This is a genomic window from Adhaeribacter sp., from assembly GCF_057359045.1.
The window spans coordinates 41,236-65,766 of the sequence record NZ_JBMQUD010000025.1; the positions used below are offsets into that span (position 1 = coordinate 41,236).

Here is a 24,531-nt window from a genome sequence, read left to right on the forward strand (position 1 = left end):
CTACGATGTTTTCAAAGCCATTTTGATGAGGTCTTCCACGCTCAGATTGCTGCCATCGCGTTTAATGATGGCGTCAAGGGTTTTTTCTGCAACATTGCGGGCAAAACCAAGGGTAACTAATGCAGATAACGCTTCGCTGCGGTTGGTATTGTGAGCAGCAAAAGTATTATTAGCCACATCGGTAAGTGTATCTTTTTTAAATTTATCTTTCAGTTCCAGAATAATGCGCTGGGCGGTTTTGGCGCCAATTCCCTTTACATTCTGGATGGTACGTACATCTTCGCGCACAATGGCCTGCTGAATTTCGGCTACGGTTAACGATGATACAATCATAAGCCCGGTGCCCGGCCCTACGCCCGAAATAGAAATCAGGTGCAGGAAAACATTTTTCTCTGCCAGTTCGCTAAACCCATACAGGGTATGGGCATCTTCTTTTATATGCAGAAAAGTGTGCAGTTTGCACCGTTCCCCTTCGGCCAGTTTGGCGTAGGTATTTAGCGAAATCCGGATTTGATAACCCACTCCATTTACATCAATAATAACATAAGTTGGATCTTTATGGGTTAGTTTGCCATCAATGTAGGCTATCATAAATATTATAAGGGGTTATTAACTATATGTTGGTTTATTAAAAACGAATAAACCGGGATATTTATATGATTCTGGCCGGTAATTACAACTTTAAAGTAATGAAAAAAGAGCAGAATATGGGTATAATTAAAAATAAGTAAATTATTTTGGTTTTGGGCAATGCAGTTTTTATACATTAAATAGAAAACCTGAAGTTAAATAAATATAGGTTTGATTTTAACTATTTAAATATTACTAAAATTTACTTTGAAAACAGTTGTTTGTGTTATAAAAGTACAATTAAAATTTATTTTTATAACTATGCAAATGTAGGTTAAAATATAATAATTCAAAACTTTATTTGAGTAAAGTAAAAAAGTTAATCCTGTAAAAATTATAAAAGTTATATATAGAATAAAGATGATTTTTTTACAGGATTAACTTTTTTAGAATAAGGAACAGCCTAACATAAGGTTATAGTTCATTGTTATATTTTTGAGCGTCTACTACGGCAATGGCTACCATGTTTACAATTTCGCGGGTAGAGGAGCCTAACTGTAAGATGTGCACCGGTTTGCGCATACCCATGAGCAACGGGCCTATGGTTTCAGCGCCGCCAATTTCCTGCAGTAATTTATAAGCAATATTACCGGAGTTTAAATCAGGGAAAATTAGTGTGTTGGCACCTTTATCGGCAAGTTCGCTAAAAGGGTAGTGCTCTTGCAAAAGGGTTCTATTAACCGCCGTATTGGCCTGCATTTCGCCATCAATAATCAGTTCAGGATATCGTTTTTTGGCCAACCGTACAGCCTCAATGGCTTTAGAAGGAATATGGCCCCGGTTAGAACCAAAGTTGGAGTAGGAGAGCATAGCCATGCGGGGCTCATGGTTAAAGAACCGTACGGCCCGGGCCGTTAAGCCAATAATTTCGCACAATTCTTCGGCGGTGGGGTCTACATTTACGGTAGTATCGGCCAAAAAATAAGGCTCTTTGCGGTTCTGGATAATGTACATACCCGCCACTTTATTTACACCTTCTTCTACGCCAATAACGTGCAAAGCCGGTAATATGGTTTTAGAATAATCTTTGGTTAAACCAGAAATTAAAGCATCGGCCCGGTTAGTTTCTACCATCATGCTGCCGTAGTAATTACGGCTAAGCATCAGTTGGCGGGCATCAAATAAAGTCATGCCTTTGCGTTTGCGCTTTTCGTACAAAATCTGGGCAAATTCTTCGCGGTTTTCCAGTTCCTGAATTGGATCTATAATAGTGGCTTCGGATAGGTCCAAACCGTTTTCGGCGGCTAATTTTTGTATTCTGTCGCGCTGACCCAACAAAACCGGTTTGGCAATTTTCTGGTCGATAACCAACTGGGCCGCTTTTAGTATTTTGTAATGATCAGCTTCGGCAAAAACAACCGTTTTGGGATTTTGCTTGGCCTGAGTAATAATCCGGCTCATGAGCTTCTGGTCAATACCGATTCTTTCCTGCAGTTCCTGGTCGTACTTTTCCCAATTTTCGATTTGAATCCGGGCCACGCCAGATGCTATAGCGGCTTTGGCTACGGCCGGACTAATGCTGGTAATCAGGCGCGGATCTAACGGCTTTGGAATAAGGTACTCGCGGCCAAAGGCAATGGTATTATCACCATAAGCTTTATTTACAATTTCCGGTACCGGTTCTTTCGCCAGTTCGGCCAATGCGGTTACGGCGGCCAGTTTCATGGCTTCGTTTATTTCGGTAGCCCGCACATCTAAAGCGCCTCTAAAAATATACGGGAACCCCAACACATTATTTACTTGGTTCGGATGGTCGGAGCGGCCGGTAGCCATAATTAAATCGGGCCGTACCGACATGGCCAAATCATAATCTATTTCGGGATCGGGGTTGGCCAACGCAAAAATAATAGGGTCGGCGGCCATAAGTTGCACAAACGCCGGCGGCAAAATATTGCCGGCCGATAAGCCAATAAAAACATCGGCACCCACCATAGCTTCTTCTAAAGTTTTTATGGAGCGGAGGGTAATTAGTTGCGAACGGTAAATATCCAGGTCGTTGCGGTCGGCGTTAATAATGCCATCTTTATCAAAAACTACCAGGTTGTTTAGATCTAGACCCAGCGACAGGTATAACTTAATGCACGAAATGGCGGCGGCACCGGCACCACTTACCACCATTTTTATCTGACGAATATCTTTGTTTACAATTTCGAGGGCATTTAACAAGGCGGCACTGGAAATAATAGCTGTACCGTGCTGGTCGTCGTGCATGAGCGGAATATTCATTTGCTGCCGCAAAGCGTTTTCTATTTTAAAACACTCGGGTGCTTTTATGTCTTCGAGGTTAATGCCGCCAAAGGTGGGCTCCAGCGATTTTACAATCCGGATAAATTCATCAGGGTCGGTGCAATTTATTTCAATATCAAAAACATCAATACCAGCAAATTTTTTAAACAAAACGCCTTTGCCCTCCATAACCGGTTTAGAAGCATCAGGACCAATATTACCTAAACCCAATACGGCCGTACCGTTTGATATTACGCCTACTAAGTTGCCTTTAGACGTATATTTATACACGTCGTCGGGGGTGCGGGCAATTTCTTTACAGGGTTCAGCCACGCCCGGCGAATAAGCCAGTGCCAGATCGTACTGGGAACTGAGCATTTTCGTTGGTACCACTTCAATCTTGCCCGGTTGTCCCTGCATGTGGTAATTTAAGGCTTCCTGTTTGTTAATTTTAATCATAAAAATCCTGCTAACACTAAATCACAAATGGAATCTAAACAAAAAACTCAGGTGAGGTGCCTGAGATTCTGTTAAGTTTAAGAAAAAATAAATTTATTTCTATCTGATAATTATGCTTGCCCAATCACTAATTTCTGACCAGGTTTTATATCGTTTGATTTAAGCTTGTTTAATTTTTTTATGTTTTCTACCGGAATGTTGTTGTAACGGTTAGAAATATTCCAGAGCGTATCGCCTTGTTTAACGGTATGAATTAGTTTTACTTTTTGTTCAATGGCTTTTTTACGAGCCGTCTGACCAGCATTACTGGCGTAAATAACCGGGGCCGGGGTTTTTTCTTTCGGACTAACCTGGCTGGTGGTTGCTTCCCCGGTTTTTTCCGGTTCTGTTGCAGGTACATACAAAGTTAATTTCTGGCCCGAAATTAAAGAAGGATTTTCAAGTTGGTTCCAGGTTTTTATTTGGGCAACCGTTACCTGATGTTTTTGGGCAATGCGTTGTAAAAAGTCGCCTTTAGCTACTACATACTCCACAATATTTAAAGAATCGAGTGCTGCCGAGTCGGGGAGGGCTGCTAACGGCATTTTACTTTTGCTTCCCGAGGCCAGCATGGTTGGCGGCACTAGCGGGGTAATTACCGGCAGTCGGCAAGAATCTAAAATGCTGGTGCGGTTATAAGCGATAAATTCTCGTTTATGCGCCGGAATTTTTAAAGGATAATTGCGTACATGCTCGGGTAAAACCGCTTTTTTAATTTCCGGGTTTAACTTGGCTATTTCTTCGGGGTGCAGTTCCAGTTGAGTTGATAGTTTGGCTAAATCCAGCGACTGATTTATTAAGAGCGTATCAGTAGGTATGGCAAATAATAAAGTATCCGGAAAGATATCGTGTTCCGGTGCATGATTCATCATGTAGGTAATGGCCGTGAAAGAAGGCACATAGCCCCGGGTTTCTTTAGGCAGGTAAGGAAATATTTCCCAGAAAGTTTTTTTGCCACCGCCAGCCCGGGCAATAGCTTTTTTTACGTTACCTGGTCCGCAGTTATACGCCGCCATTACCAGTTCCCAATCACCAAAAATACGGTACAGTTGGTTTATGAATTTACAGGCGGCAATGGTCGCTTTTTCCGGATCCATCCGCTCGTCCAGAAAATCGTTTTGTTTTAGCCGGAAATCATTGGCCGTAGGCGTCATAAATTGCCACAAACCAACGGCTTTGGCCGATGAAACCGCCCGTGGAAGCAATGCCGACTCTACTACCGCTAAATATTTAAACTCATCGGGTAGTTTGTACTGGGCCAGGTATTTTTCGAAAAGCGGGAAATATACATTTTGCCGTTCTAAAACCCGCCGCGAATATTTGCGGTTGCGAATGGTAAAATAATCGATATGGGCCCGCACGTACTGGTTAAAATGCAGCGGGATTTCTCTTTGTAAGCAAGCTAACCGATCTTTTATAAGCTCATCCGATTCAATAGGTACACTGTCTTGCCGCACTACCAATGGCAAAGTGAGGTAACTGGTCGTATCGGGGTAAACGAGCGGGATGGTGTCGGTTAAAATCCTGATTTTATTTTTATGAATTGGCCGGGCAAATATTTCGGACGTAAAACTGATTAAACCGGCAAAAAGTAAAAATGGAAGAACGGATTTTAACGGGTGCTTCATCTTCGTTATTTAGGCTAGGATAATTTTCTCGTTTACAATCTTAGAAAAGGCAAAGAGCTGGGATTCGTCGAAAGCGCGGGTTATTACCTGCAAACCAATTGATAAACCTTTGGCATCGTACCCAACGGGTACCGAAATAGCCGGTAAGCCGGCCAAAGAAGCCTGCACCGTAAAAATATCGCCCAGGTACATGGCCAACGGATTTGCTTCATTGCCGCCCAGCGGGAAAGCCGTGGTTGGTGTAGTAGGTAAAATCAGGAAATCATATTCCTGCAAAAGTTCCTCGGTTTTTTCTTTTATCAAACGGCGTACGCGTTGCGCCTTGGTGTAATAAGCATCATAATAGTCGGCGCTTAAAACAAAAGTACCCAGCATAATGCGTTTTTGCACCTCGTGGCCAAAGCCCTGGGTGCGGGTTTTTTTGTACATCGATACCAAATCAGTGGCATCCGGACTGCGGTAACCGTACTTCACCCCATCGTAACGCGACAGGTTAGAACTGGCTTCGGCGGTGGTTAAAATATAATAAGTGGGTACAATAAAATCTAAATAAGGAAATTCTACGGCTTCAATGGTATGTTCTTCTTCCTTTAAACGGTCGATTACCCCCAGCATAGCTTCTTTAATTTCCGCATCCAAGCCTTCGTTTTCGAGTGTATCGCGAATGTAACCAATCCGGAATTTGCGGTCGGTTTTTAAACTTTGGGTATAAGGCGTAACCGGGCGCTGGCTGGCAGTGCTGTCGAACTCATCCGGTCCGGCCATAATCTCCAGCAGCAAAGCGGCATCTTCTATACTCCGGGTAAGGGTACCTATCTGGTCGAAAGAAGACGCATAAGACACTAAGCCGTAGCGCGAAATTCGGGAGTAAGTAGGCTTAAAACCAATTACATCGCAGAAAGCGGCCGGTTGCCGTACAGATCCGCCGGTATCGGAGCCAATGGAGGCCAAACATAAGTCGGCTTGCACCGCTACGGCCGAACCGCCCGACGAACCGCCCGGAACCCGGGAATTATCGGCTTCATTCAACGCTGGTCCGTATGCTGATGTCTCGTTAGAAGCACCCATGGCAAATTCGTCGCAGTTCTGGCGGCCCAGAATAATGACGTCTTCATCAAGCAAGCGCTGTATGGCCGTGGCCGTGTACAAAGACTTAAAACCTTCGAGTATTTTACTCGACGATTGTAAAGCGTGATCTTTATAAGCTAACACATCTTTAATGCCAATAACCATACCGGCCAGCCGGCCGGCGGTACCAGCAGCAATCTTTTGGTCTACTTCATCGGCCCGGGTCAGGGCTTCTTCGGTAAAAACCTCCAGGTAAGCATTCAGATGTTTTTTGTTTTGGATATTCTCCAGATAATAATTTACTAATTTACGGCAAGTAAGGCTGCCCGATTTTATATCCTGACGAACTTCTTCCAGACTGTTATAGCGCTTCAAAACCTATTTTTGATTTGGGTTGGCGTTATCTTTATTTTCTTCTTTTTCTTTGGTAGCGTCTTTAAACTCCCGTATGCCCCGGCCAAAGTTGCGGGCAATTACCGGAATACGACTGGCACCAAAAAACAATAGCAATACGGCAATAACCAGCAGGGCTTCACCCATGCTAAGAAAGGCGAGCACGGTTATAGCAAACATAGCCGAAACTTATTTATTAGGCGTTTCGTCGTTGGCCGCTTTTTCTATATCGCTTTTTATTTCTTTGGTAGCATCTTTAAACTCCCGGATACCTTTACCTAAGCCTTTGGCCAATTCCGGAATACGTTTTGCACCAAAAAGCAATAAAACTACTACCAGAATAACCACTACTTCTGAGGTACCCAGACCACCAATAAAGGCAAGAACATTATTAAGTGCCATAATCTAAAATGTTTAATGTATGAATTACAAAAATAGCTTATTTTTTTATATAAGGTACAGAAAGTAATTAAAGTTTAAAAAGAGTAACAAATAATAAATAAAAGTAGAATTAGATTATTGTAGCCGGCAAAAGATAAATGAATACTACAGCTTTGTTTATAACGGCAGTTTACCGGAGTATGCAAAAAAATCATGGTGAAATATTGGTCAGGGTATTAACCCAAAGAATAATTTACCTAATCTAATAGCTTAAATAATACATGGCAGCATAAACCTGCATCTTAATTAAACTGGTAAATATATTTGGTTGTAAATACAGATGAGTAAAATAACAGCGGATTTATTTGGGCATTAGCCAACTTTGAGGGTTCATTTTATTTACGTTGCGCCAGATTTCGAAGTGCAGTTCGGTTGTCCCTTCGCTGTTGGTGTAAATACTGCCAATGGTTTGCCGGGCATCTACCGTTTGGCCTTCAGTTACGCTTACTGATTTTAACTTGCCGTAAACCGTAAAATATTCGCCGTGCTGAATCATGACAATATTATTCATGCCCGAAATATTAATTACTTTGGTTACTTTTCCGGAAAAAATAGAGCGGGCGATTTCGCCATCGTTGGTCTGAATTTCGATGCCATTGTTCTGAACACTTATGTTGCGCAGCACCGGGTGCGGGTGAACGCCGAAACGCTGGGAAATAAAGCCACGTTCGACGGGCCACGGAAACCGTCCTTTGTTGCCCCCAAAGGAAGAGGAGAGGAGGGCGGTTTCGGGTGTAAGGGTAACCCGGTTAGCCGAAGTGCGTGCACCAGCCGTACCAGCAGCAGCAGCCCGCTTCCGGGCCAGTTCCGCCGATCGGGCAATCTCGGCTCGTACCATGGCATCAATCCGGTTATTTAACTGCCGTACGGCCAACTGGCGCCTTTCTACTTCTTTGCGTAGTTCTTCCTCTTTCCGGCTAAGTTGGGTAATAACCGTATTTTGCTGGGTGCGCAGATTATCCAGGTTTTTAGACTCCTGCAATTGGGTGTTTAACAGGTTTTGCTTTCGCCGACGGGCACCGGTAAGTACATTTATTTTTTGCTGCAGCGATTCCTGTACATTGGTTATTTGCCGGACCTGGTTTTTACGGGCTTCGGAGTACTGGGCCAGATACCGCAGGCGGCGTACAAACTGGTTAAAAGAATCAGCGGCAAACAAAAACATCATTTTGTTGTAGCTGTTGGTGGTTTTAGCCGCGCCATAAATCATGGCGGCGTATTCGGCTTTAAGTTTATCCAGGTCTAATTTAAGCGACGATACCGTTGATTCCGTTTGCCGCATATTCTTATTTATGTACTGCAGCTCCGACGAAATATTATTAATTACGCCTTTTTGTACCTTTATTTTTTCCTGTAGGGCGTTAAGCTGGCCAATAGAAACTTCTTTTTTATCTTTTGTTTCCTGCAATATGCGGTTAGCTTCCTGAATCCGGTTCAGGTTTTCTTTTCTTTCTTTTTCTAACTGCGCTTTAGATTTGGGCTTGGCCTGGGTTTTAGGTTTAGCCTTAGTCCGGCTGCTCTGCTGGGCAGCGGCCTGGAGGTGAACAAAAAGTAAAACAGAAAAGAAAAAGTATTTTAAGAACCTGTGCATTAAAAAATAATGTAGTAGCCGCCACCGGATTTACAAAGATTGTAAATCTTAGACCGAACAAAAAACTAGTTATAAATAAAATTTAACTTTATTGCCTTTTGTATCCCTGGGGCACCGAGAAAGGGAACGTTAAGTTACTTTCGTTTATATTTATTTTGTTAAAATCGAGATTGGCAATGGCACCTTTTACTTTATCGCCTTCGCCTTGTTGTACCACAATCAGGGCAGCCCGGGCAAACGGGGTGGTGCCCAAAGGCTCAAACCGGGAGTAATCTACTGCTATGGAGTTTTTACTTTCCTGGTCCTTGATCGTTATTTTTTTTAGTTTGCCGTTGCCGTTGTCTATAAACTGGTCAATTAACAAGTTAGCCAGTTCCTGCCGGGAATGCTGATTGGGCGCATCCGACATTATTTTCTCGTTGCCTTCGGCTGATGGCAGGTAATTTCCCAGAATTATGTTTTCCAGCAGGCTATAGGTTATATCTACCTTATATTTGTTTTTAATTACCGAGTAATCGCCGGTAAAATATTCGCGCTTAAGTCGGTTCAGCATCATAACCGAATCTTTGGTCATCACAATCCGGACAGCCTCAATACCCAATGCCGGTACAACCGATACCCAGATAATGCTGTCTTTGCGCATGCGCACTGTAATACCCGAAGATAATTTATCACCATCTTCTTCTACCTGAATTTTGCCTTTGCCGTTAAAATTTACAAAGTCCAGGTTGAGTACGTTTACTTTATCTAACTTAACAGAAGCGGCAGTATTGCCCGGAACCGTATTTTTTTTGCAGGAAGTAAATAAAATAAGGAATGTTAAGGCCCCAAACACAAAAAGGCGGCTATTCATATAATTTTTTGTCTTTAATCTTTTTGTCGATAAATTCTGACCCGGCGCCTAAACTTTTGGCTTTTATCCATTGCTCTACGGCTTTGTCTTTTTCACCGAGCTGGTAAAGTACATCGCCGTAATGCTCCAGCACATCAGCATCTTTTTTAAGGGCAATGGCGTCTTCTAAATATTTACGGGCATTGGTGTAATCTTTCAGCTTGTACAAAACCCACCCGTGCGTATCTAAATAAGTAGCTTCTTTGGGGTGTTGCCGTACCAATTTCTCGGACATGCTCTTGGCTTTACTCAGGTTCGTGTTTCGCAACGACAGATAATAACTGTAATTATTTAGCACATGGGCATTATCGGGGTCGGTTAACAGTACACTTTCGTAAGCGGCCTCCGATTTGGTATAATCTTTTAAATGCTGGTAACCATCGCCAAGCTGCATGTTAAACTGGGTTTGCAGTTCGGCGTTATCGGTAGCTAATTTTTTGCCGTATTCTAAAGATCTTACGGCTTTGGCCGCATCTTTTTTTATTAAATGCCCGGTACCATTGTAAAACCAAAGCATGGCCTGGTTTGGAAATAATTCCAAGGCTTTTTCGGTGTGCAAAATTAAAGAATCGGTTTGCATTAATTCGGCATCAATAAATATTATTTGCTGCCAGATATTAAAATGCGCGTTATCTAGTTTTATGGCCCGGAGGTAGTTGGCCCGGGCTTCGGCTTTTTTGCGGGCCAGGGTTTGCACATCGCCGGCTACTGCGTATGCTTTGGCCTCGTTGGGGTGCGCTTTCAAGGTCATGTCGGCCAGTTCTAAAGCGGTGCTTTCCAGTTCAGGATTGGGTTGGTTGGGCGGAACCGGTAACTGCCGCAGGTACTCGGCCAATATTTTTACTTTGGTGTCGATGTCTAGGGTAGGAGAGCTAAACGCTACTTTTAAATTTTTCTCCGATTCGCCCAGGTTACCTTTCTGGCGGTATATATCCGAAAGCATGAGGCGGGCTTGGGCATTGTTGGGGTCGGTTTTCAGGACCTTATTAACCATTTCTATGGCCTGGTCGGTTCGTTTGTTATTGGCCAGCATTTCGGCCTGAACCAAAGTGTACCGTACTTCGTTGGGGTCGCTGGCAATCAGGTTTTCGCCTTCTTTCAGGGCTTTATCCAGGTTGTTCTGGCGTAAATAAATTTGTTGTTTTTTATAAGCGATTTCTTCTATAAAACCATATTGTTTTTCAATGCGCTCGTAGGTTTTCAGGGCATCTTCGTACTTGTTCTGAGCCAGGTACATATCGGCCAGGTTAAACAAATATTGCTCCGTGTTAGGCAGGTCTTTGGTAAGTTTGGTTAAGATTTTAATGGCCTCGTCGTAGCGTTGCTGTCCGTTATACAACTGCGCCAGAAGCAAATAATAATAAGGGTTAGCAGCATCTAAATTTACGGCCGCCTGGGCAAACGAAACAGCTTCGTTGGGGCGCCCCATCAGCATAATTGCTTCGGCCAATTTGTAATTGAGGGCCGCATTAGCCGGGTTAATGGTATAGGCTTTCTGAAACCGTTCTAATGCTTTGGGGTAATCCTCCAGCATCATGTATTTCATGCCGTCAATAAAGAAAGACTCGTTGTCGCCGTTATCTTTCGGCGGATTGTTTTTGGCAACAGCAGCGGCCACACTTTCTTCTTGTTGCCGCTGCTTTTTATTTTTTTTACCTTGTTTCTGACCATAGACCGGCCCGGCTATCAACAGCACCACCCAAAGCCAGATAAAGGTTTTTACTAATTTCATTTACCTAATTGTTAATCTTTTAGAGCATTGTAGTCGCCGAGGCTTAAGTCGGCAGGCGTACCTTGGTAACTAACAAAACTGCCTAACATAGAGTTTGTTATATTTGCACTTTTTATAACGGTATTCTCCTGCACAATAGAATTGCTAATTACAGAATCCGAAATCTTGGTGCCATTACCAATAGAAACGTGCGGACCAACCACAGCATTGTTTAATATGGCATTTTCTCCAATAAATACCGGCGGAATAATAACCGAATTGTTTATCTGCGCCGAAGCCGCTACTAAATCATCGGAACCATTCAGATACTCCAGGTAACGTTGGTTGGTGTATACGGTAGCATCTTTATTACCGCAATCGAGCCATTCCGATATTTTACCCGGTATAAAGCGCGTTCCCTTGTTTTTCATGTTTTCCAGGGCATTTGTCAACTGAAACTCGCCTTTGTCCAGAATATTATTATCCAGCAAGTACTGCAGTTCTTCGCGCAAGTAAGCGCCGTCTTTAAAATAATAAATGCCAATAATAGCTAAGTCCGAAACAAAGGTTTCCGGTTTTTCTACGAAATCAGTAATTTCGTTATTTTCGTTTAATTTTACAACCCCAAACGGCCGCGGGTCTTCTACTTGTTGTACCCAAATGGTGCCGTCGGCCGAAGTATCGAGGGTAAAATCGGCTTTAAATAAAGTATCGGCAAAAGCTACCACTACCCGGCCTTCTAAAGACTCCTTCGCGCACAAGATGGCGTGGGCGGTACCTAGTGGTTGGTCTTGGTAAGTAATAGTGCCCCGGGCACCCACCGATTCGGCAATCTGGATTAATTTCTTTTCTACGGCTTCGCCAAAGTTACCAATAATAAAGGCTACTTCTTCAATAGGTTCGTTACAAACTTTAGCTATATCTTCTACCAGGCGTTGCACAATGGGTTTGCCGGCAATTGGTACTAGGGGTTTAGGTACAGTGAGGGTATGCGGGCGCATGCGTTTGCCCATGCCAGCCATCGGAACAATAATTTTCATAGTTTAATTATTAGATGTTAGACTTTAGATATTAGCTGTTCGATATTAACTAAATAATATTCGAACAAAGGGTTTTAAATAATTTTATATTATGGATACAGATTAGCTATAGCAATAATAATGCGGGTAAAAAATCAAAGAATCGCTACTTGTACTGCCCTTAACTTTTTAAGTTTCGCATTTTTAAATTAGCCCTTTTATTTTGTACCAGTACTGCCGTAGCCGCCGGCGCCGCGCGTTGTTTCGGTTAAAACCCCGGTTTCCTGCCATTCTACGGCTTCATGACGGGCTACTACCATCTGGGCAATGCGCTCACCGTCTTCTACGGTAAAATCCTGGTCCGATAAATTAACCAGCAGCACCTTTATTTCGCCGCGATAATCGGCATCGATGGTACCGGGGCTATTTACAATAGTAATACCGTGTTTATAGGCCAGGCCGCTGCGGGGCCTGATTTGCGCTTCGTACCCGGTTGGTAATTCCAGAAATAAACCTGTTGGTATTAAGGCCCGCTGCAGTGGTTTAAGCAACACGCTGCTTTCTAAATTGGCCCGTAAATCCATCCCGGCAGAGCTACTTGTCTGATACGTAGGTAAGGCGTGTTTAGATTGATTAATGATGTTTACTTTCATGTGAATAAGAATTTTTTGCCAATTTATTAGCTGAAAACCAGGTAAATAAATTTAACGAGCCGCTATTTTACTATCCTGTTCTCCTTAATTTGCTCGTAATTACCAGTCCTGAATAATAGATTTAACGATATAAACAGGCTGCTTTGCCTAAAATAAAGGTATTTAGCCCCAGTACGGCTTGGGTGGTAATTTAGGAAAGAGTTATGAAAGAATTAAACTTTATTTCGGAGCCAGGGCTTTTCTATAACCAATACCGCCACTACAAACACTACGCACAGCATTAGCCGGAAAATATAAGGCAGCAGAACACCAGTAACGGGCGTATACAGGGCCGTTATTACCAGTAATACGGCTAATAACAAGTAACCCACAATGGTGAATACCGGGTAGGGAATAGGATAATATTTTTGCCCCAATACATAACAAGCTACTGCCATAGAGAAGTAACAAGCCAAAGTAGCCCAGGCGCAACCCATATAACCCAATATTGGAATTAATAAAACATTTAAAATAATGGTAATAAATGCGCCGCCAAAACTAATAAAGGTACCGTAATGGGTTTTATCGGTAAGCTTAAACCAAGCCGATAAATTATAATAAACGCCTAAAAATAAGTTGGCCATTAATAAAACTGGTACGACCATCAGGCCTTGTTGGTAGCTGGGCTGCCGGAGTAAAATCTTGAAAACGTTAAGATTGGCACTAACAAATAAAAAGATAAAGGCACAAACAATCACAAACCATTTCATGACCTGGGCAAAAGTTTTGGCCGAATTCTTCTCTTTAGCCTGCGAGAAGAAGAATGGCTCGCCGGCGTACCGGAAGGCCTGAATGGTTAATGTCATGAACATGGCCAGTTTGTAACAACCGCCGTATACGCCCAAGGCTCCTTTACTGCTTAAGTTGGGGTAAAATCCGGAAGGCAGTAATTCTAATAATAAAATCCGGTCTAATAATTCGTTTACAATGCCGGCAAAGCCCATTAGCATAATGGGGTAGCCGTAGCGCAGCATGGGGCGGATAAAAGAGAAATCTAAAGTAAACCGGTAGCTGGCAAATTCGCGCCACAGCATGGGTATCAGCAGCAGGTTTGCTAATAAATTTATCAGGAAAATATAGCCCAGTTTCCATTCTGGGAAGTAGATTTTGGCGATAATTGGCTTAAGTTCCGGTAGAAAATTGCCTGCATATACATTATGGCAGAACAGATAAATAAATAAATTAGCCGCTACCGTAATTAAAATATTGGCCATTTTTACGGTAGCAAATTTGGCGGCTTTGTTTTCGAGGCGTAAGCGCGCAAACGGAATAGCTACAATAGCATCTACGGCCAAGATAATGGCCAGCCAACGAATAAATAATTGCTGGTCCGGAAAATTAATTAACCGGGCAATAGGATCGGTAAAAAGAATAATTATACCCGATAAAATTAGGCTGGTTAAAATCAGGAAGCTGAGTACCCGGTTGTAGAGTTGCCGGCGATCAGTGCCGGCTTTATTGGCAAAACGGAAAAATGCCGTTTCAAGGCCAAAGGTGAATAAAATATTAAAAAAGCCTACGTACGCGTAAAGCCCATTTATAATACCGTAGTCTTCGGGCGCAAAAATGCCTAAATAAAGCGGAAAGAGTAGAAAATTGAGAACCCGGCCAATAATACTGCTAATGCCGTAAGCGGCGGTTTGCCCCACCAGTTTTTTTGCAACACTACTCATGCACCGGGGCCTTATTTAACCAGTTAATCAAAGAGAGAAAAATGTAGGATTAATAACCCTGAAAGTTAGGTTTTCTTTTTTCCAGAAAAGCATGGGTGCCTTCTACAAAGTCTTCGGAACCACAACAGCGGCTAAAAGAATTGGCTTCGGTTTGGTAGCCGTGCTCTTCTTTGTCGTACCAGGCGTTTACACAATCTACAATCAGACCAACGGCCAACGGCGCTTTGCTAATAATTTTACCCATAATCTCCCGCGATTTCCGCATTAAGTCGGCAAAGGTAGTTACGTGGTTTACCAAACGCAGGCGCAAGGCTTCCTGGGCGGAAATCATGTCGCCGGTCATCATTAGTTCCATAGCTTTGCCTTTGCCTACTAATTGGGTAAGGCGCTGAGTACCGCCGTAACCAGGTATTAAACCTAACTTTACTTCGGGCTGACCAAACTGGGCGTTTTCGCTCGCAATCCGGATGTGGCAAGCCATCGCTAGTTCGCAACCGCCGCCTAATGCAAAGCCATTAATTGCCGCAATTACCGGTTTCGGCGATTCTTCGATCATACTAAATATATCCTGACCTCTTTCGGAAAAGCGCCGGCCCACTACTTCGTTCAAATTCGTGATTTCGGCAATATCGGCACCAGCTACAAAAGCTTTGTCGCCTTCGCCGGTAAAAATAATGCCACGCACGTCATCATTATCAAATGCTTCCTGCATGGCTGCACCAATTTCTTCTACCGTTTCGGTATTTAGGGCATTTAATTTTGAAATCCGGCTGATGGTAATGGTTAAGATTCCGCCCTCCAGATTCAGTTTCAGGTTGTTAAAGTTTGTCATTAACGGTCAGACTTGCTTTCTGTTTGTTTTGGAGGGCAAATATACGCAATTGCATTAACTTAAAAGCAACTTAAAGTGCGAGTTGTGTAGGGTCACTAATAAAGTAGAGAGTACTGCTGGTTTTATGTGCTGATGCGAATAAAAATTGCTGCCAAAGCACGCTGGGTTGAAATAAAAAAGGCCGTATAAAACGGCCTTTTTTACTTTGTATAACTTATTAGAGGGTACGTTTTACTTCTTTTTCTTCGTAACCTTCTATTATATCGCCAACTTCTAAATCATTAAAGTTTTTAATACTAATACCGCACTCGTAACCGGTTCTTACTTCCGAAACATCATCTTTAAAGCGTTTCAGGGCTAAAATATCACCCGAATGAACCACAATACCGTCGCGTACAATCCGTACCCGGGTATTTCTGGTAATTACGCCATCGGTTACCATACAACCGGCAATTGTACCCACTTTTGTAATCCGGAACACTTCCCGAACTTCGACATTGGATGTAATCACCTCCTGTAACGTTGGTGCTAACATACCTTCCATGGCATCTTTCACCTCGTTAATGGCGTTGTAAATAATTGAGTACAGACGGATATCTATTTGTTCTTGCTCGGCTAGTTTACGCGCATTGGCCGAAGGACGAACCTGGAAACCAATAATAATCGCATCCGAAGCCGAGGCCAACAAGACATCTGATTCGGAAATAGCACCCACGCCTTTTGAAAGAATATTTACCTGTACTTCATTGGTAGATAATTTCAATAAAGAGTCAGAAAGTGCTTCTACCGAACCGTCCACGTCACCTTTTACAATCACATTTAATTCCTTAAATGAACCAATGGCCAAACGACGACCAATTTCATCAAGGGTAATGTGTTTCTTGGTGCGCATACTTTGCTCACGTTGTAACTGCGACCGGCTGGACGCAATTTCACGGGCTTCGCGTTCGGTTTCGTACACCATAATTTTATCACCGGCCTGTGGCGCACCATCTAAACCTAATACCTGAACTGGGGTAGACGGACCGGCCGTTTTCATTTTTTTACCCCGGTGGTCGGTCATGGCTTTTACGCGGCCATAATGCGAACCCGCCAGCATAATATCGCCCACGTGTAAAGTTCCGGTTTGTACCATAATGGTAGCTACATAACCGCGGCCTTTGTCGAGCGAGGCTTCAATAACGCTACCGGTAGCCCGGCGATCTGGGTTGGCTTTTAGTTCCAACAACTCTGATTCGAGCAATACTTTTTCGAGCAATTCCGAAATACCTACTCCGGTTTTAGCCGAAATTTCCTGGCACTGGTATTTACCGCCCCATTCCTCAACCAATATATTGATAGCGGCTAACTGTTCCCGAATCCGATCTGGGTTAGCGGCTGGTTTATCTATTTTGTTAATGGCAATTACAATGGGTACACCGGCGGCCTGCGCATGATTTAAAGCCTCTTTTGTTTGGGGCATTACATCGTCGTCGGCTGCTACCACAATAATTACCACGTCGGTTAGCTTGGCACCGCGGGCCCGCATGGCCGTAAACGCTTCGTGACCTGGTGTATCCAGGAAGGTAATGCGTTTGCCGGTATCGGTAAGTACATCGTAGGCACCAATGTGCTGGGTAATACCCCCGGCTTCACCAGCCGTTACTTTTGAGTTCCGGATAAAGTCGAGCAAAGAGGTTTTACCGTGGTCTACGTGACCCATAATGGTAACAATAGGAGCCCTTTCTACCAGATCTTCTTCTGCATCTTCTTCTTCTATCTCAATTTCTTCGTCCTCAGCCGATAAGAATTCTACATCATAACCAAATTCATCGGCAATAATGGTAATGGCTTCGGCATCGAGGCGTTGGTTAATAGAAACGAACATACCTAAGCCTAAACAAACTTTAATTACCTCGTTTACCGAAACGTTCATGAGCGCGGCTAAGTCATTGGCCGAGATAAATTCGGTTAACTTAAGGGTTTTAGACTCTGATTGTTCTATTTGCCGGCGTTGTTCATCGGCATCGGCAATAGCCGACCGTTTTTCGCGGCGGTATTTAGCCCGGTTTGCCTGGTTACCTTTGCCACCGCTTAAGCGGGCCAGGGTAGCCTTAATCTGGTCTTGAATTTGTTTATCGGTAACATCTGGCTTAGCCGCCGCCGATTGATTTGGCCGGTTATTACCGCCGCCTCTACCTGCATTGTTCTGCCGGTTATTACCACCACCGGTCTGCGAAAAGTCTTTCCGGTCGCCCCGCACTACTACCGGCCGATCGTTCATGTCGGGAGCGGCGGTAGTAGTATTGTTCTGAACAATTATACGTTTGCGTTTTTTCTTGTTATCGCGGTTAGCATCGCGGTTGCCTTCCCGGTTAGGAGTGGCAGCAGCAGCATTATTTGTGCGCTGGCGATCGGCAACCTGATCGTTACCTTTAAAGCCTTTTTTACCGCCGCCCTTAGGTGCACCGGTCGGTAATTCTATTTTACCTAAAACCGTTAAACCTTTAAGGGTATCGGCACGGGCCGTAATAATTTCTATTTCTTCCGATTCAGATGTAGCATCTGAAGTGGCTGGCGCTGGTTCCGGCTCCGTTACCGGGCTTGGTGCCGGCTGTGGTTCAGCTGGTTTGGCAGCAATCACTGGCTCGGGTTTAGGCTCTGGCGTAGGTTCAGGTTCAGGAACTGGTACCGGTTTTGGTTCTGGTACCACTATTTCCGGCGCTTTTTCTTCGGCGGGCGCTTCTGGCGTAACCGGTACCGGGGTACTCACAACTGGTGCAACTGGCTCAGCCGGTTTGGGGGCCGGAGCCGCTACCGGTGCTACTGGTTCCGGGGTTAGAATTTCTGGTTGGGCTACAACCGGTTCTTCAACAACCACTGGTTTTTCCGCTATAACTGGCTTTTCGGCTACTACTGGTTCGGGCTTAGGAGCCGGTACTGGGGTAGGGGCCGGTTCGGGCGTTGGTGTTGGAGCAACGGGTTTAGGAACAGGATTGCCTTTGGCATCTAGTTCTATTTTACCCAACACTTTAAAGCCGGGTAATTTTACGCCGGTTTCAACCGCTTCTTCTTTAGGAGCGCTAACGGTGGGCTGCACTACTACTGGCTCTGGTTTAGGCGCAACGGGAACTATCGGTTCTGCTTTTGGCAGTTCTGGTTCGCGTACCCGGGCCGCTTCCGGTTCCGGATGCTTTTTACCAATATTAAGTTCTGCGGCTTCAATCTTGGCTTGCACCGAAGATTCAAATGCTTTCATCAGCATACTGAACTGCTCCGATGTAATTTTTGAAGTAGGTTTATTTTCGATATCAAAACCTTTACCCGATAGGAAATCCACAACCGTGGACGTACTAATGTTCAAGGTTGTTGCTACCTGCTTAAGCCTCATCGTTTTTTCTTCTGACATGCTCAAAATATGCTGTATTCTTTTTATTAGTTACTATTAATTGCCGGTAAGGCTAAGCCAGCAGCAATTATGATTATAAATTTATTTACTGGTAAGCGGTAATGCCACTTAATATTTTGTAACAAATATACTGGCAAAATAAATTCCGATAGAAATAATTAACTATTATCGGATTCAAATTCCTGCCGGATAATTGAAAGCAGTTCGTCTACTGTCTCTTCTTCCAATTCGGTGCGGCGTACCAAGTCTTCGCGGCTTACAGCTAAAACACTTTTTGCAGTATCTAAGCCAATCCGTTTTAACTCTTCAATAACCCAATCTTCTAACTCATCGCTAAATTCGTCGATTGAAATATCTTCTTCGTACTCGTCTTGCTCCCGGAATACATCAATCTCCAAACCTACCAGGCGACTGGCCAGTTTAATATTTTGACCGCCCTTACCAATAGCCAAAGATACCTGGTCTGGTTTTAAAAATACCGACACCCGACCTTCTTCTTCGTTTATCTTCATGCTGCTGATTTTAGCCGGGCTTAGTGCCCGTTGTATATACAGCTCCAGGTTATCGGTGTAATTAATTACATCTATGTTTTCGTTTTCGAGCTCGCGTACAATACTGTGAATGCGCGAACCTTTCATACCCACGCAAGCGCCTACCGGGTCAATGCGGTCGTCGTAAGATTCTACCGCAACTTTAGCCCGTTCGCCGGGTTCCCGCACAATATTTTTAATAATAATTAAGCCGTCGTAAATTTCGGGTACTTCGTTTTCAAATAACCGCTCTAAAAAGGCCGGCGAGGTGCGCGATAAAATAATGCGGGGAGTACCGTTTAATATTTCCACGCGGTGTACTACAGCTCTAACCACATCGCCTTTGCGATACCGGTCTTTAGATATTTGTTCTGATTTTGGCAGAATAAGTTCGTTGTCATCGGCATCAATAATCATTACTTCCCGGTTCCAAACCTGGTACACTTCGCCCGAAATAATTTCGCCTACCAAATCTTTGTATTTCTGGTACATTAAGTCTTTCTCCAAGTCCTTAATGCGCTGGATTAAGGTTTGGCGAGCAGTTAATACGGCCCGGCGACCAAAATCTTCTAGTTTTATTTCTTCTGCTACTTCTTCGCCAATTTCAAAATCCGGCTCTATTTTTTGTGCTTCAGATAAACTTATTTTATCATGATCCCAGATGTCTTCGGAATTATCGTCTACAATTTCACGGTTCCGCCAGATTTCCAGGTCTCCTTTTTCTACGTTCAGAATAATATCAAAATTCTCGTCAGTGCCCCACTTTTTGCGAATCATTGTCCGAAACACATCTTCCAGAATACGCATCATTGTTGGCCGGTCAATATTCTTGAACTTGGCAAACTCCGCGAACGATTCGATCAGAATAGAACTATCCATTTTCTTTTATTTAAATGATATTACAATATTCGACTTAGCTATCTCGGCAAAGTCTATTGGCACCAAACTGGTGCTGACTTTCTTTTTCTCTTTTTTCTCTTCGGCCAAAACAATGCCGGTGTCGGTCAGACTTTCCAGTACGCCGGTTTTTTCAGAGCCGTCCTGCATTACCAATTTAAGTTTGCGACCCACGTGCCGTTTATACTGGCGGGGATACAACAAAGGCTGATCGGCGCCTGGCGAAGTAACTTCGAGCGTGTAACTGATTTCTTCGCCAAAAGCTTCTTCTATGCGGCGGCCCAACCGCCGGCTAATAGTGGCACATTGGTCGATGCTAATGCCCTGGTCGCCGTCGGCAATAACGGTTACTTTTTGTTTTACGGCCGAATCTGATACCTGAATACCCACGATAAATACATTGTCGTCGGGTAAGCAACCAGTAAGTAATTTTTGTATATTTTCTTTGCTGAAAACCATTTTAGAAGATATAACAAACAAAATAGGGGACTGCAGTCCCCCCATCTTCATTGTTTAACGGTACAAATTTAAGTTATTTTTCGGTTAGAAGCAACCAACGTTTATTAATGAAACAAAAAATGTGCAAATTTTTATTCTTGTTTTTATTTAAAAGGTATTTTTTTGTAATAAATTTTTACAAATTTTTCTTTTTGCCGATGCTAGTACGTCCAAAACAGAATTTGTAAGTTTGTTCATTAGCTTACCTGAACGTGCGCAATAAATTTTCTCTGGGAGTATATAGTTTGGTTATTTTATGGCTGTTGTTGGCCATAGGGTTTATGCACGTATCGCCGGCAACTTTCTGGCCGGCGGCTTTTGTAGCGCTTACTTTGCCGGGAGCCCTGGTGCTTAACGTTTTGTTTTTCTTTATCTGGTTATTGCGGCGCTCGTTTAAAGCTTTGTTGCCTTTGGTGGTCTTGGTACTGGGGTGGTCTTATTACAACCGGGGGCTGGCCCTTAACCTATCTCGCACAAACGAATTATTAGAAGTAAACCCCACCACTTTGCAAGTTTTAAGTTACAATGTGCGCATATTTAATACGTATGCCCACTTGCAGGATAAAAATCAAACCTCTTCAAAAAAAATAATCCGGTACGTAGCCGAACACCCGGCCGATATTTATTGCCTGCAGGAATTTTACAACGACAAAACATCTAAAGTTTATAATTCGGTAAGTAAAATTGGCCGGCAGCACCAGAAATATTATTTTGTATCGGAGGGTCTGGTAAACAGCGTTGGCGCTCAGTTTGGCTTAGCCATTTTTTCTAAATACCCCATTATAAACAAAGGCAGTATTTTTTTTAAACAAGCTAAAAATAACCACGGCATGTTTGCCGATATAAAGTTGCCGCAAGATACCATCCGGGTCTACAATTTTCATTTTCAGTCGATGAGTATTGATGAACGGGATATTGTAGATACGTACAAAGACCAGGTAAATTTTAAGACCGAAGGTTTAAAGCTGCTCCGGATTTATAAAAAAGGCGTGGTAAAAAGAGCGGATCAGGTAGATACGCTGCTGGCGCACGTAGATAAAAGTCCGTACCCGGTAATTTTATGCGGTGATATTAACGATTTGCCTTATAGTTATACCTATGAGCGCTTAAGCAAAAACCGGACGAATGCTTTCCAGGCCAAAGGTATTGGGGTAGGAGCTACCTATAACGGTAAACTGCCTTTTGTGCGCATCGATAACCAATTTTGTAGCCCCGAACTGGAAGTTTTGCACTACGCCCAGCACGATAGCATCACTTATTCTGATCATTTCCCAACTACCGCTACTTACAAGCTAAAGAACAAAAGAGAATAAATATTAGCACCCTTGGGGCAAAATACACCAACCCGCCGGCCGAGATAAATTCTCGTCGGGCCGCCTAACTTCTAAATTCTAAAAAGAAAGTATTACTTTTGCGACCATGCAATCGACTTTATCTTTATATAATACGCTAACGCGAAAAAAAGAAATATTTGAGCCCCTGCACGCGCCTTTTGTAGGTATGTACGTGTGCGGACCAACCGTTTACGGCGAAGCCCATTTAGGTCACAGCCGCAGCGCCATTACGTTTGATGTACTCTTCCGGTACCTGCAATATTTAGGATACAAAGTGCGCTACGTCCGTAATATTACCGACGTGGGGCATCTGGAAAACGATGCCGACGAAGGCGAAGATAAAATTGCCCAAAAAGCCCGGGCCGCGCAACTAGAGCCTATGGAAGTGGTGCAGCATTATACCAACCGCTACCACCAGGATTTGCAGGCGCTTAACGTGTTATCGCCAACAATCGAACCACGCGCATCGGGCCACATTATTGAGCAAATAGAACTCATAAAAGAAATTATTGCCAATGGCTTAGGCTACGAAGTAAACGGGTCGGTTTATTTTGATGTGCCGGCTTATAACCAAAACCAGCGCTACGGTAAATTATCGGGGCGGGTAATTGAAGATTTGCTGGCCAACACCCGCGAACTGGAAGGGCAGTCGGAGAAACGGTCACCGCTGGATTTTGCCCTTTGGAAAAAAGCTTCGGATTCGCACATTATGCGCTGGCCGTCGCCGTGGAGCGATGGCTTTCCGGGCTGGCATTTGGAGTGCTCGGCCATGAGCCGCAAATATTTAGGCCAGGAGTTTGATATTCATGGCGGCGGTTTAGATTTGTTGTTTCCGCACCACGAATGCGAAATTGCCCAATCGCAGGCCAGCAGCCACACCGACGCCGCTAAATATTGGGTGCACAACAACATGATTACCATCAATGGCCAGAAAATGGGTAAATCGCTGAATAACTTTATTACTTTATCGGAGTTATTTAGTGGGCGGCACGCGCTTTTACAGCAAGCGTATTCGCCGATGACCGTGCGGTTTTTTATTTTACAAGCGCATTACCGCAGTACTTTAGATTTCTCGAACGAAGCATTGCTGGCCGCCCGTAAGGGTTATATAAAATTAATAAATGGTTTACACGTTTTAGACAAGCTGCAATACCCAACGCAGGCAGAAATATTGCCTGCTGCCGATGCGGAGTTACAAAAGTTAACCAACGATTGTTTTATTGGTTTAAACGACGATTTAAATACCGCTCGGACCATTGCCGCTTTGTTTAATTTGCTTAAAAAAATTAATAGCATCTATACCGGTGCAATGCCGTTAAACAGCATCAGTGCCGAGACGTTTGCGTTGGTAAAACAAACCTATACCGCGCTGGTAAAAGATGTATTGGGGTTAAAAGAAGAAAAAGCCACCGACAATAATAATTTTTTAGAAGTACTGCTCGCTTTTTACAAAGAGGCCAAAGAAGCAAAAGACTACGCCCGCGTAGATCAGATCCGGGCCGAGTTTAAAAAGCAGAACATGGTTATAAAAGACATGAAGAATGGTATTGATTGGGCTTATGAAGAATAAATTTAAGTGGCTTGCTTTTTTGCTGGGGGTAACTTTTTTAACGCAGCGCTGCGATTTTAAAAAAGGCGATACCTCCCAAACCGAAACCCAGCAAACGCAGGAGCAACCCGCTACTTCTGCTATTAATGCCCCGGACTTTAATCCAGACTCGGCTTACCAGTATGTTGCCAAGCAGGTTAGTTTTGGTCCGCGCGTGCCCAATTCAGCGGCACACGTGGCTTGCGGCGATTACCTGATTAGCAAATTAAAAAGCCTGGGCGCTCGCGTGCAGGTGCAATCGTTTACCAGTACGGCTTACGATGGCAAAGTGCTGAAGCTGCGCAATATTATTGGTTCGTATAACCCCGGAGCTGCCAACCGGATTTTACTGGCGGCCCATTGGGATACCCGGCCTTTTGCGGATAAAGACAGTGTAAATACAAATAAGCCTGCCGATGGTGCCAATGATGGCGGTAGTGGGGTAGGTATTCTCCTGGAAATTGCCCGGGTATTAAATACGGCCCGTAACAACCCCGGTATTGGCGTAGACATTATTTTATTCGACGGTGAAGATTACGGAAATGCGAACGGCGGCACCGAAGAAACCTGGTGTTTGGGCTCGCAGTATTGGGCTAAAAACAAGCACCAGGCAAATTATACCGCTAATTTTGGTATTCTGCTGGATATGGTAGGTGCTAAAGGAGCTAAGTTTGCCCAAGAAGGTAACTCCAAGCAATTTGCGCCGCAAGTAGTAACAAACGTTTGGCGAACCGCCAGCCAGTTAGGCTTTTCTGATTATTTTATTTACGCCGATAATGGCGGCATTACCGACGACCACGTGTTTATGACCCAAGGTGGCGTGCCCAGCATCGACATAATTGAATATGACCCAACCAGCCCCGATGGCACCTTTGGCAAATATCATCACCGCCACTCTGATAACATGAGTATCATAGACCGGAATACTTTAAAAGCAGTGGGACAAACCGTTTTACAGGTAATTTACAACCAGTTGGCAGCTTAATCTATTTTGCCGGTAAC

Annotated in this window: 19 protein-coding genes; 3 read left to right on the forward strand and 16 right to left on the reverse strand. The window is 43.8% G+C overall.

Annotation, left to right across the window (positions count from 1 at the left end):
• The 16 genes from ruvA to ACO1R6_RS04380 all read right to left on the reverse strand — a co-directional run bounded on the left by ruvA (position 1) and on the right by ACO1R6_RS04380 (position 20,613).
• Positions 1 to 591 carry a Holliday junction branch migration protein RuvA gene (gene ruvA / locus ACO1R6_RS04305; protein ID WP_486262482.1) on the reverse strand — a complete coding sequence of 197 codons (591 nt, stop codon included), beginning with the start codon at positions 589 to 591 and terminating at the stop codon, positions 1 to 3.
• A gap of 453 nt (positions 592 to 1,044) precedes the next feature.
• Positions 1,045 to 3,315 (reverse strand): NADP-dependent malic enzyme, encoded by a 2,271-nt coding sequence (locus ACO1R6_RS04310; protein WP_486262484.1) that lies wholly within the window; start codon positions 3,313 to 3,315, stop codon positions 1,045 to 1,047.
• Between the two features lie 110 nt (positions 3,316 to 3,425).
• Positions 3,426 to 4,982 carry a lytic transglycosylase domain-containing protein gene (locus ACO1R6_RS04315; RefSeq protein ID WP_486262485.1) on the reverse strand — a complete coding sequence of 519 codons (1,557 nt, stop codon included), beginning with the start codon at positions 4,980 to 4,982 and terminating at the stop codon, positions 3,426 to 3,428.
• Positions 4,983 to 4,991: 9 nt separating this feature from the next.
• Entirely contained in the window at positions 4,992 to 6,425 is a 1,434-nt protein-coding gene (gene gatA / locus ACO1R6_RS04320; protein WP_486262486.1) for an Asp-tRNA(Asn)/Glu-tRNA(Gln) amidotransferase subunit GatA, read from the reverse strand.
• Positions 6,426 to 6,428: 3 nt separating this feature from the next.
• Positions 6,429 to 6,623, reverse strand: a complete 195-nt coding sequence (locus ACO1R6_RS04325) for a twin-arginine translocase TatA/TatE family subunit (RefSeq protein ID WP_486262488.1) — start codon at positions 6,621 to 6,623, stop codon at positions 6,429 to 6,431.
• A 9-nt stretch (positions 6,624 to 6,632) separates the two neighbouring features.
• A complete protein-coding gene (gene tatA / locus ACO1R6_RS04330; RefSeq protein ID WP_486262490.1) occupies positions 6,633 to 6,845 on the reverse strand; it encodes a twin-arginine translocase TatA/TatE family subunit in 213 nt (70 codons plus the stop codon).
• 340 nt (positions 6,846 to 7,185) lie between these two features.
• The gene (locus ACO1R6_RS04335; RefSeq protein ID WP_486262492.1) at positions 7,186 to 8,475 is read right to left on the reverse strand and encodes a murein hydrolase activator EnvC family protein; all 1,290 of its coding nucleotides are present in this window, start codon (positions 8,473 to 8,475) and stop codon (positions 7,186 to 7,188) included.
• 88 nt (positions 8,476 to 8,563) lie between these two features.
• Complete coding sequence (gene lolB1, locus ACO1R6_RS04340; protein ID WP_486262493.1) at positions 8,564 to 9,328, reverse strand: lipoprotein insertase outer membrane protein LolB1; 765 nt, start codon at positions 9,326 to 9,328, stop codon at positions 8,564 to 8,566.
• Complete coding sequence (locus ACO1R6_RS04345) at positions 9,321 to 11,099, reverse strand: tetratricopeptide repeat protein (protein WP_486262495.1); 1,779 nt, start codon at positions 11,097 to 11,099, stop codon at positions 9,321 to 9,323. Before ACO1R6_RS04345 ends, lolB1 begins: the two co-directional genes overlap by 8 nt.
• A gap of 11 nt (positions 11,100 to 11,110) precedes the next feature.
• Positions 11,111 to 12,118, reverse strand: a complete 1,008-nt coding sequence (locus ACO1R6_RS04350; protein WP_486262496.1) for a sugar phosphate nucleotidyltransferase — start codon at positions 12,116 to 12,118, stop codon at positions 11,111 to 11,113.
• A gap of 197 nt (positions 12,119 to 12,315) precedes the next feature.
• Positions 12,316 to 12,750, reverse strand: coding sequence for a dUTP diphosphatase (gene dut / locus ACO1R6_RS04355; protein WP_486262498.1), 435 nt, complete (start codon positions 12,748 to 12,750; stop codon positions 12,316 to 12,318).
• A gap of 212 nt (positions 12,751 to 12,962) precedes the next feature.
• Positions 12,963 to 14,462, reverse strand: a complete 1,500-nt coding sequence (locus tag ACO1R6_RS04360) for a lipopolysaccharide biosynthesis protein (protein ID WP_486262500.1) — start codon at positions 14,460 to 14,462, stop codon at positions 12,963 to 12,965.
• 49 nt (positions 14,463 to 14,511) lie between these two features.
• Positions 14,512 to 15,294 (reverse strand): enoyl-CoA hydratase/isomerase family protein, encoded by a 783-nt coding sequence (locus ACO1R6_RS04365; protein ID WP_486262501.1) that lies wholly within the window; start codon positions 15,292 to 15,294, stop codon positions 14,512 to 14,514.
• Positions 15,295 to 15,511: 217 nt separating this feature from the next.
• On the reverse strand, positions 15,512 to 18,664 hold the full coding sequence (infB, locus tag ACO1R6_RS04370) for a translation initiation factor IF-2 (RefSeq protein WP_486262503.1): 3,153 nt from the start codon (positions 18,662 to 18,664) through the stop codon (positions 15,512 to 15,514).
• 176 nt (positions 18,665 to 18,840) lie between these two features.
• Entirely contained in the window at positions 18,841 to 20,091 is a 1,251-nt protein-coding gene (nusA, locus tag ACO1R6_RS04375) for a transcription termination factor NusA (RefSeq protein ID WP_486262505.1), read from the reverse strand.
• A gap of 6 nt (positions 20,092 to 20,097) precedes the next feature.
• The gene (locus tag ACO1R6_RS04380; protein ID WP_486262506.1) at positions 20,098 to 20,613 is read right to left on the reverse strand and encodes a ribosome maturation factor RimP; all 516 of its coding nucleotides are present in this window, start codon (positions 20,611 to 20,613) and stop codon (positions 20,098 to 20,100) included.
• A gap of 206 nt (positions 20,614 to 20,819) precedes the next feature.
• Between ACO1R6_RS04380 and ACO1R6_RS04385 the strand changes: the two genes are divergently transcribed.
• From ACO1R6_RS04385 to ACO1R6_RS04395, 3 genes are all read left to right on the forward strand, one after another.
• A complete protein-coding gene (locus ACO1R6_RS04385; RefSeq protein ID WP_486262508.1) occupies positions 20,820 to 21,920 on the forward strand; it encodes an endonuclease/exonuclease/phosphatase family protein in 1,101 nt (366 codons plus the stop codon).
• A 106-nt stretch (positions 21,921 to 22,026) separates the two neighbouring features.
• On the forward strand, positions 22,027 to 23,511 hold the full coding sequence (gene cysS, locus ACO1R6_RS04390) for a cysteine--tRNA ligase (protein WP_486262510.1): 1,485 nt from the start codon (positions 22,027 to 22,029) through the stop codon (positions 23,509 to 23,511).
• On the forward strand, positions 23,501 to 24,514 hold the full coding sequence (locus ACO1R6_RS04395) for a M28 family peptidase (RefSeq protein ID WP_486262511.1): 1,014 nt from the start codon (positions 23,501 to 23,503) through the stop codon (positions 24,512 to 24,514). Before cysS ends, ACO1R6_RS04395 begins: the two co-directional genes overlap by 11 nt.
• Positions 24,515 to 24,531 lie beyond the last annotated feature (17 nt).

Excerpts from the sequence above, each read along its gene's own strand:
- ruvA (WP_486262482.1), bottom strand. The coding sequence starts at position 591 with ATGATAGCCTACATTGATGGCAAACTAACCCATAAAGATCCAACTTAT.
- ACO1R6_RS04310 (WP_486262484.1), bottom strand. The coding sequence starts at position 3,315 with ATGATTAAAATTAACAAACAGGAAGCCTTAAATTACCACATGCAGGGA.
- ACO1R6_RS04315 (WP_486262485.1), bottom strand. The coding sequence starts at position 4,982 with ATGAAGCACCCGTTAAAATCCGTTCTTCCATTTTTACTTTTTGCCGGT.
- ACO1R6_RS04325 (WP_486262488.1), bottom strand. The coding sequence starts at position 6,623 with ATGTTTGCTATAACCGTGCTCGCCTTTCTTAGCATGGGTGAAGCCCTG.
- tatA (WP_486262490.1), bottom strand. The coding sequence starts at position 6,845 with ATGGCACTTAATAATGTTCTTGCCTTTATTGGTGGTCTGGGTACCTCA.
- ACO1R6_RS04335 (WP_486262492.1), bottom strand. The coding sequence starts at position 8,475 with ATGCACAGGTTCTTAAAATACTTTTTCTTTTCTGTTTTACTTTTTGTT.
- lolB1 (WP_486262493.1), bottom strand. The coding sequence starts at position 9,328 with ATGAATAGCCGCCTTTTTGTGTTTGGGGCCTTAACATTCCTTATTTTA.
- ACO1R6_RS04345 (WP_486262495.1), bottom strand. The coding sequence starts at position 11,099 with ATGAAATTAGTAAAAACCTTTATCTGGCTTTGGGTGGTGCTGTTGATA.
- ACO1R6_RS04350 (WP_486262496.1), bottom strand. The coding sequence starts at position 12,118 with ATGAAAATTATTGTTCCGATGGCTGGCATGGGCAAACGCATGCGCCCG.
- dut (WP_486262498.1), bottom strand. The coding sequence starts at position 12,750 with ATGAAAGTAAACATCATTAATCAATCTAAACACGCCTTACCTACGTAT.
- ACO1R6_RS04360 (WP_486262500.1), bottom strand. The coding sequence starts at position 14,462 with ATGAGTAGTGTTGCAAAAAAACTGGTGGGGCAAACCGCCGCTTACGGC.
- ACO1R6_RS04365 (WP_486262501.1), bottom strand. The coding sequence starts at position 15,294 with ATGACAAACTTTAACAACCTGAAACTGAATCTGGAGGGCGGAATCTTA.
- infB (WP_486262503.1), bottom strand. The coding sequence starts at position 18,664 with ATGAGGCTTAAGCAGGTAGCAACAACCTTGAACATTAGTACGTCCACG.
- nusA (WP_486262505.1), bottom strand. The coding sequence starts at position 20,091 with ATGGATAGTTCTATTCTGATCGAATCGTTCGCGGAGTTTGCCAAGTTC.
- ACO1R6_RS04380 (WP_486262506.1), bottom strand. The coding sequence starts at position 20,613 with ATGGGGGGACTGCAGTCCCCTATTTTGTTTGTTATATCTTCTAAAATG.
- cysS (WP_486262510.1), top strand. The coding sequence starts at position 22,027 with ATGCAATCGACTTTATCTTTATATAATACGCTAACGCGAAAAAAAGAA.
- ACO1R6_RS04395 (WP_486262511.1), top strand. The coding sequence starts at position 23,501 with ATGAAGAATAAATTTAAGTGGCTTGCTTTTTTGCTGGGGGTAACTTTT.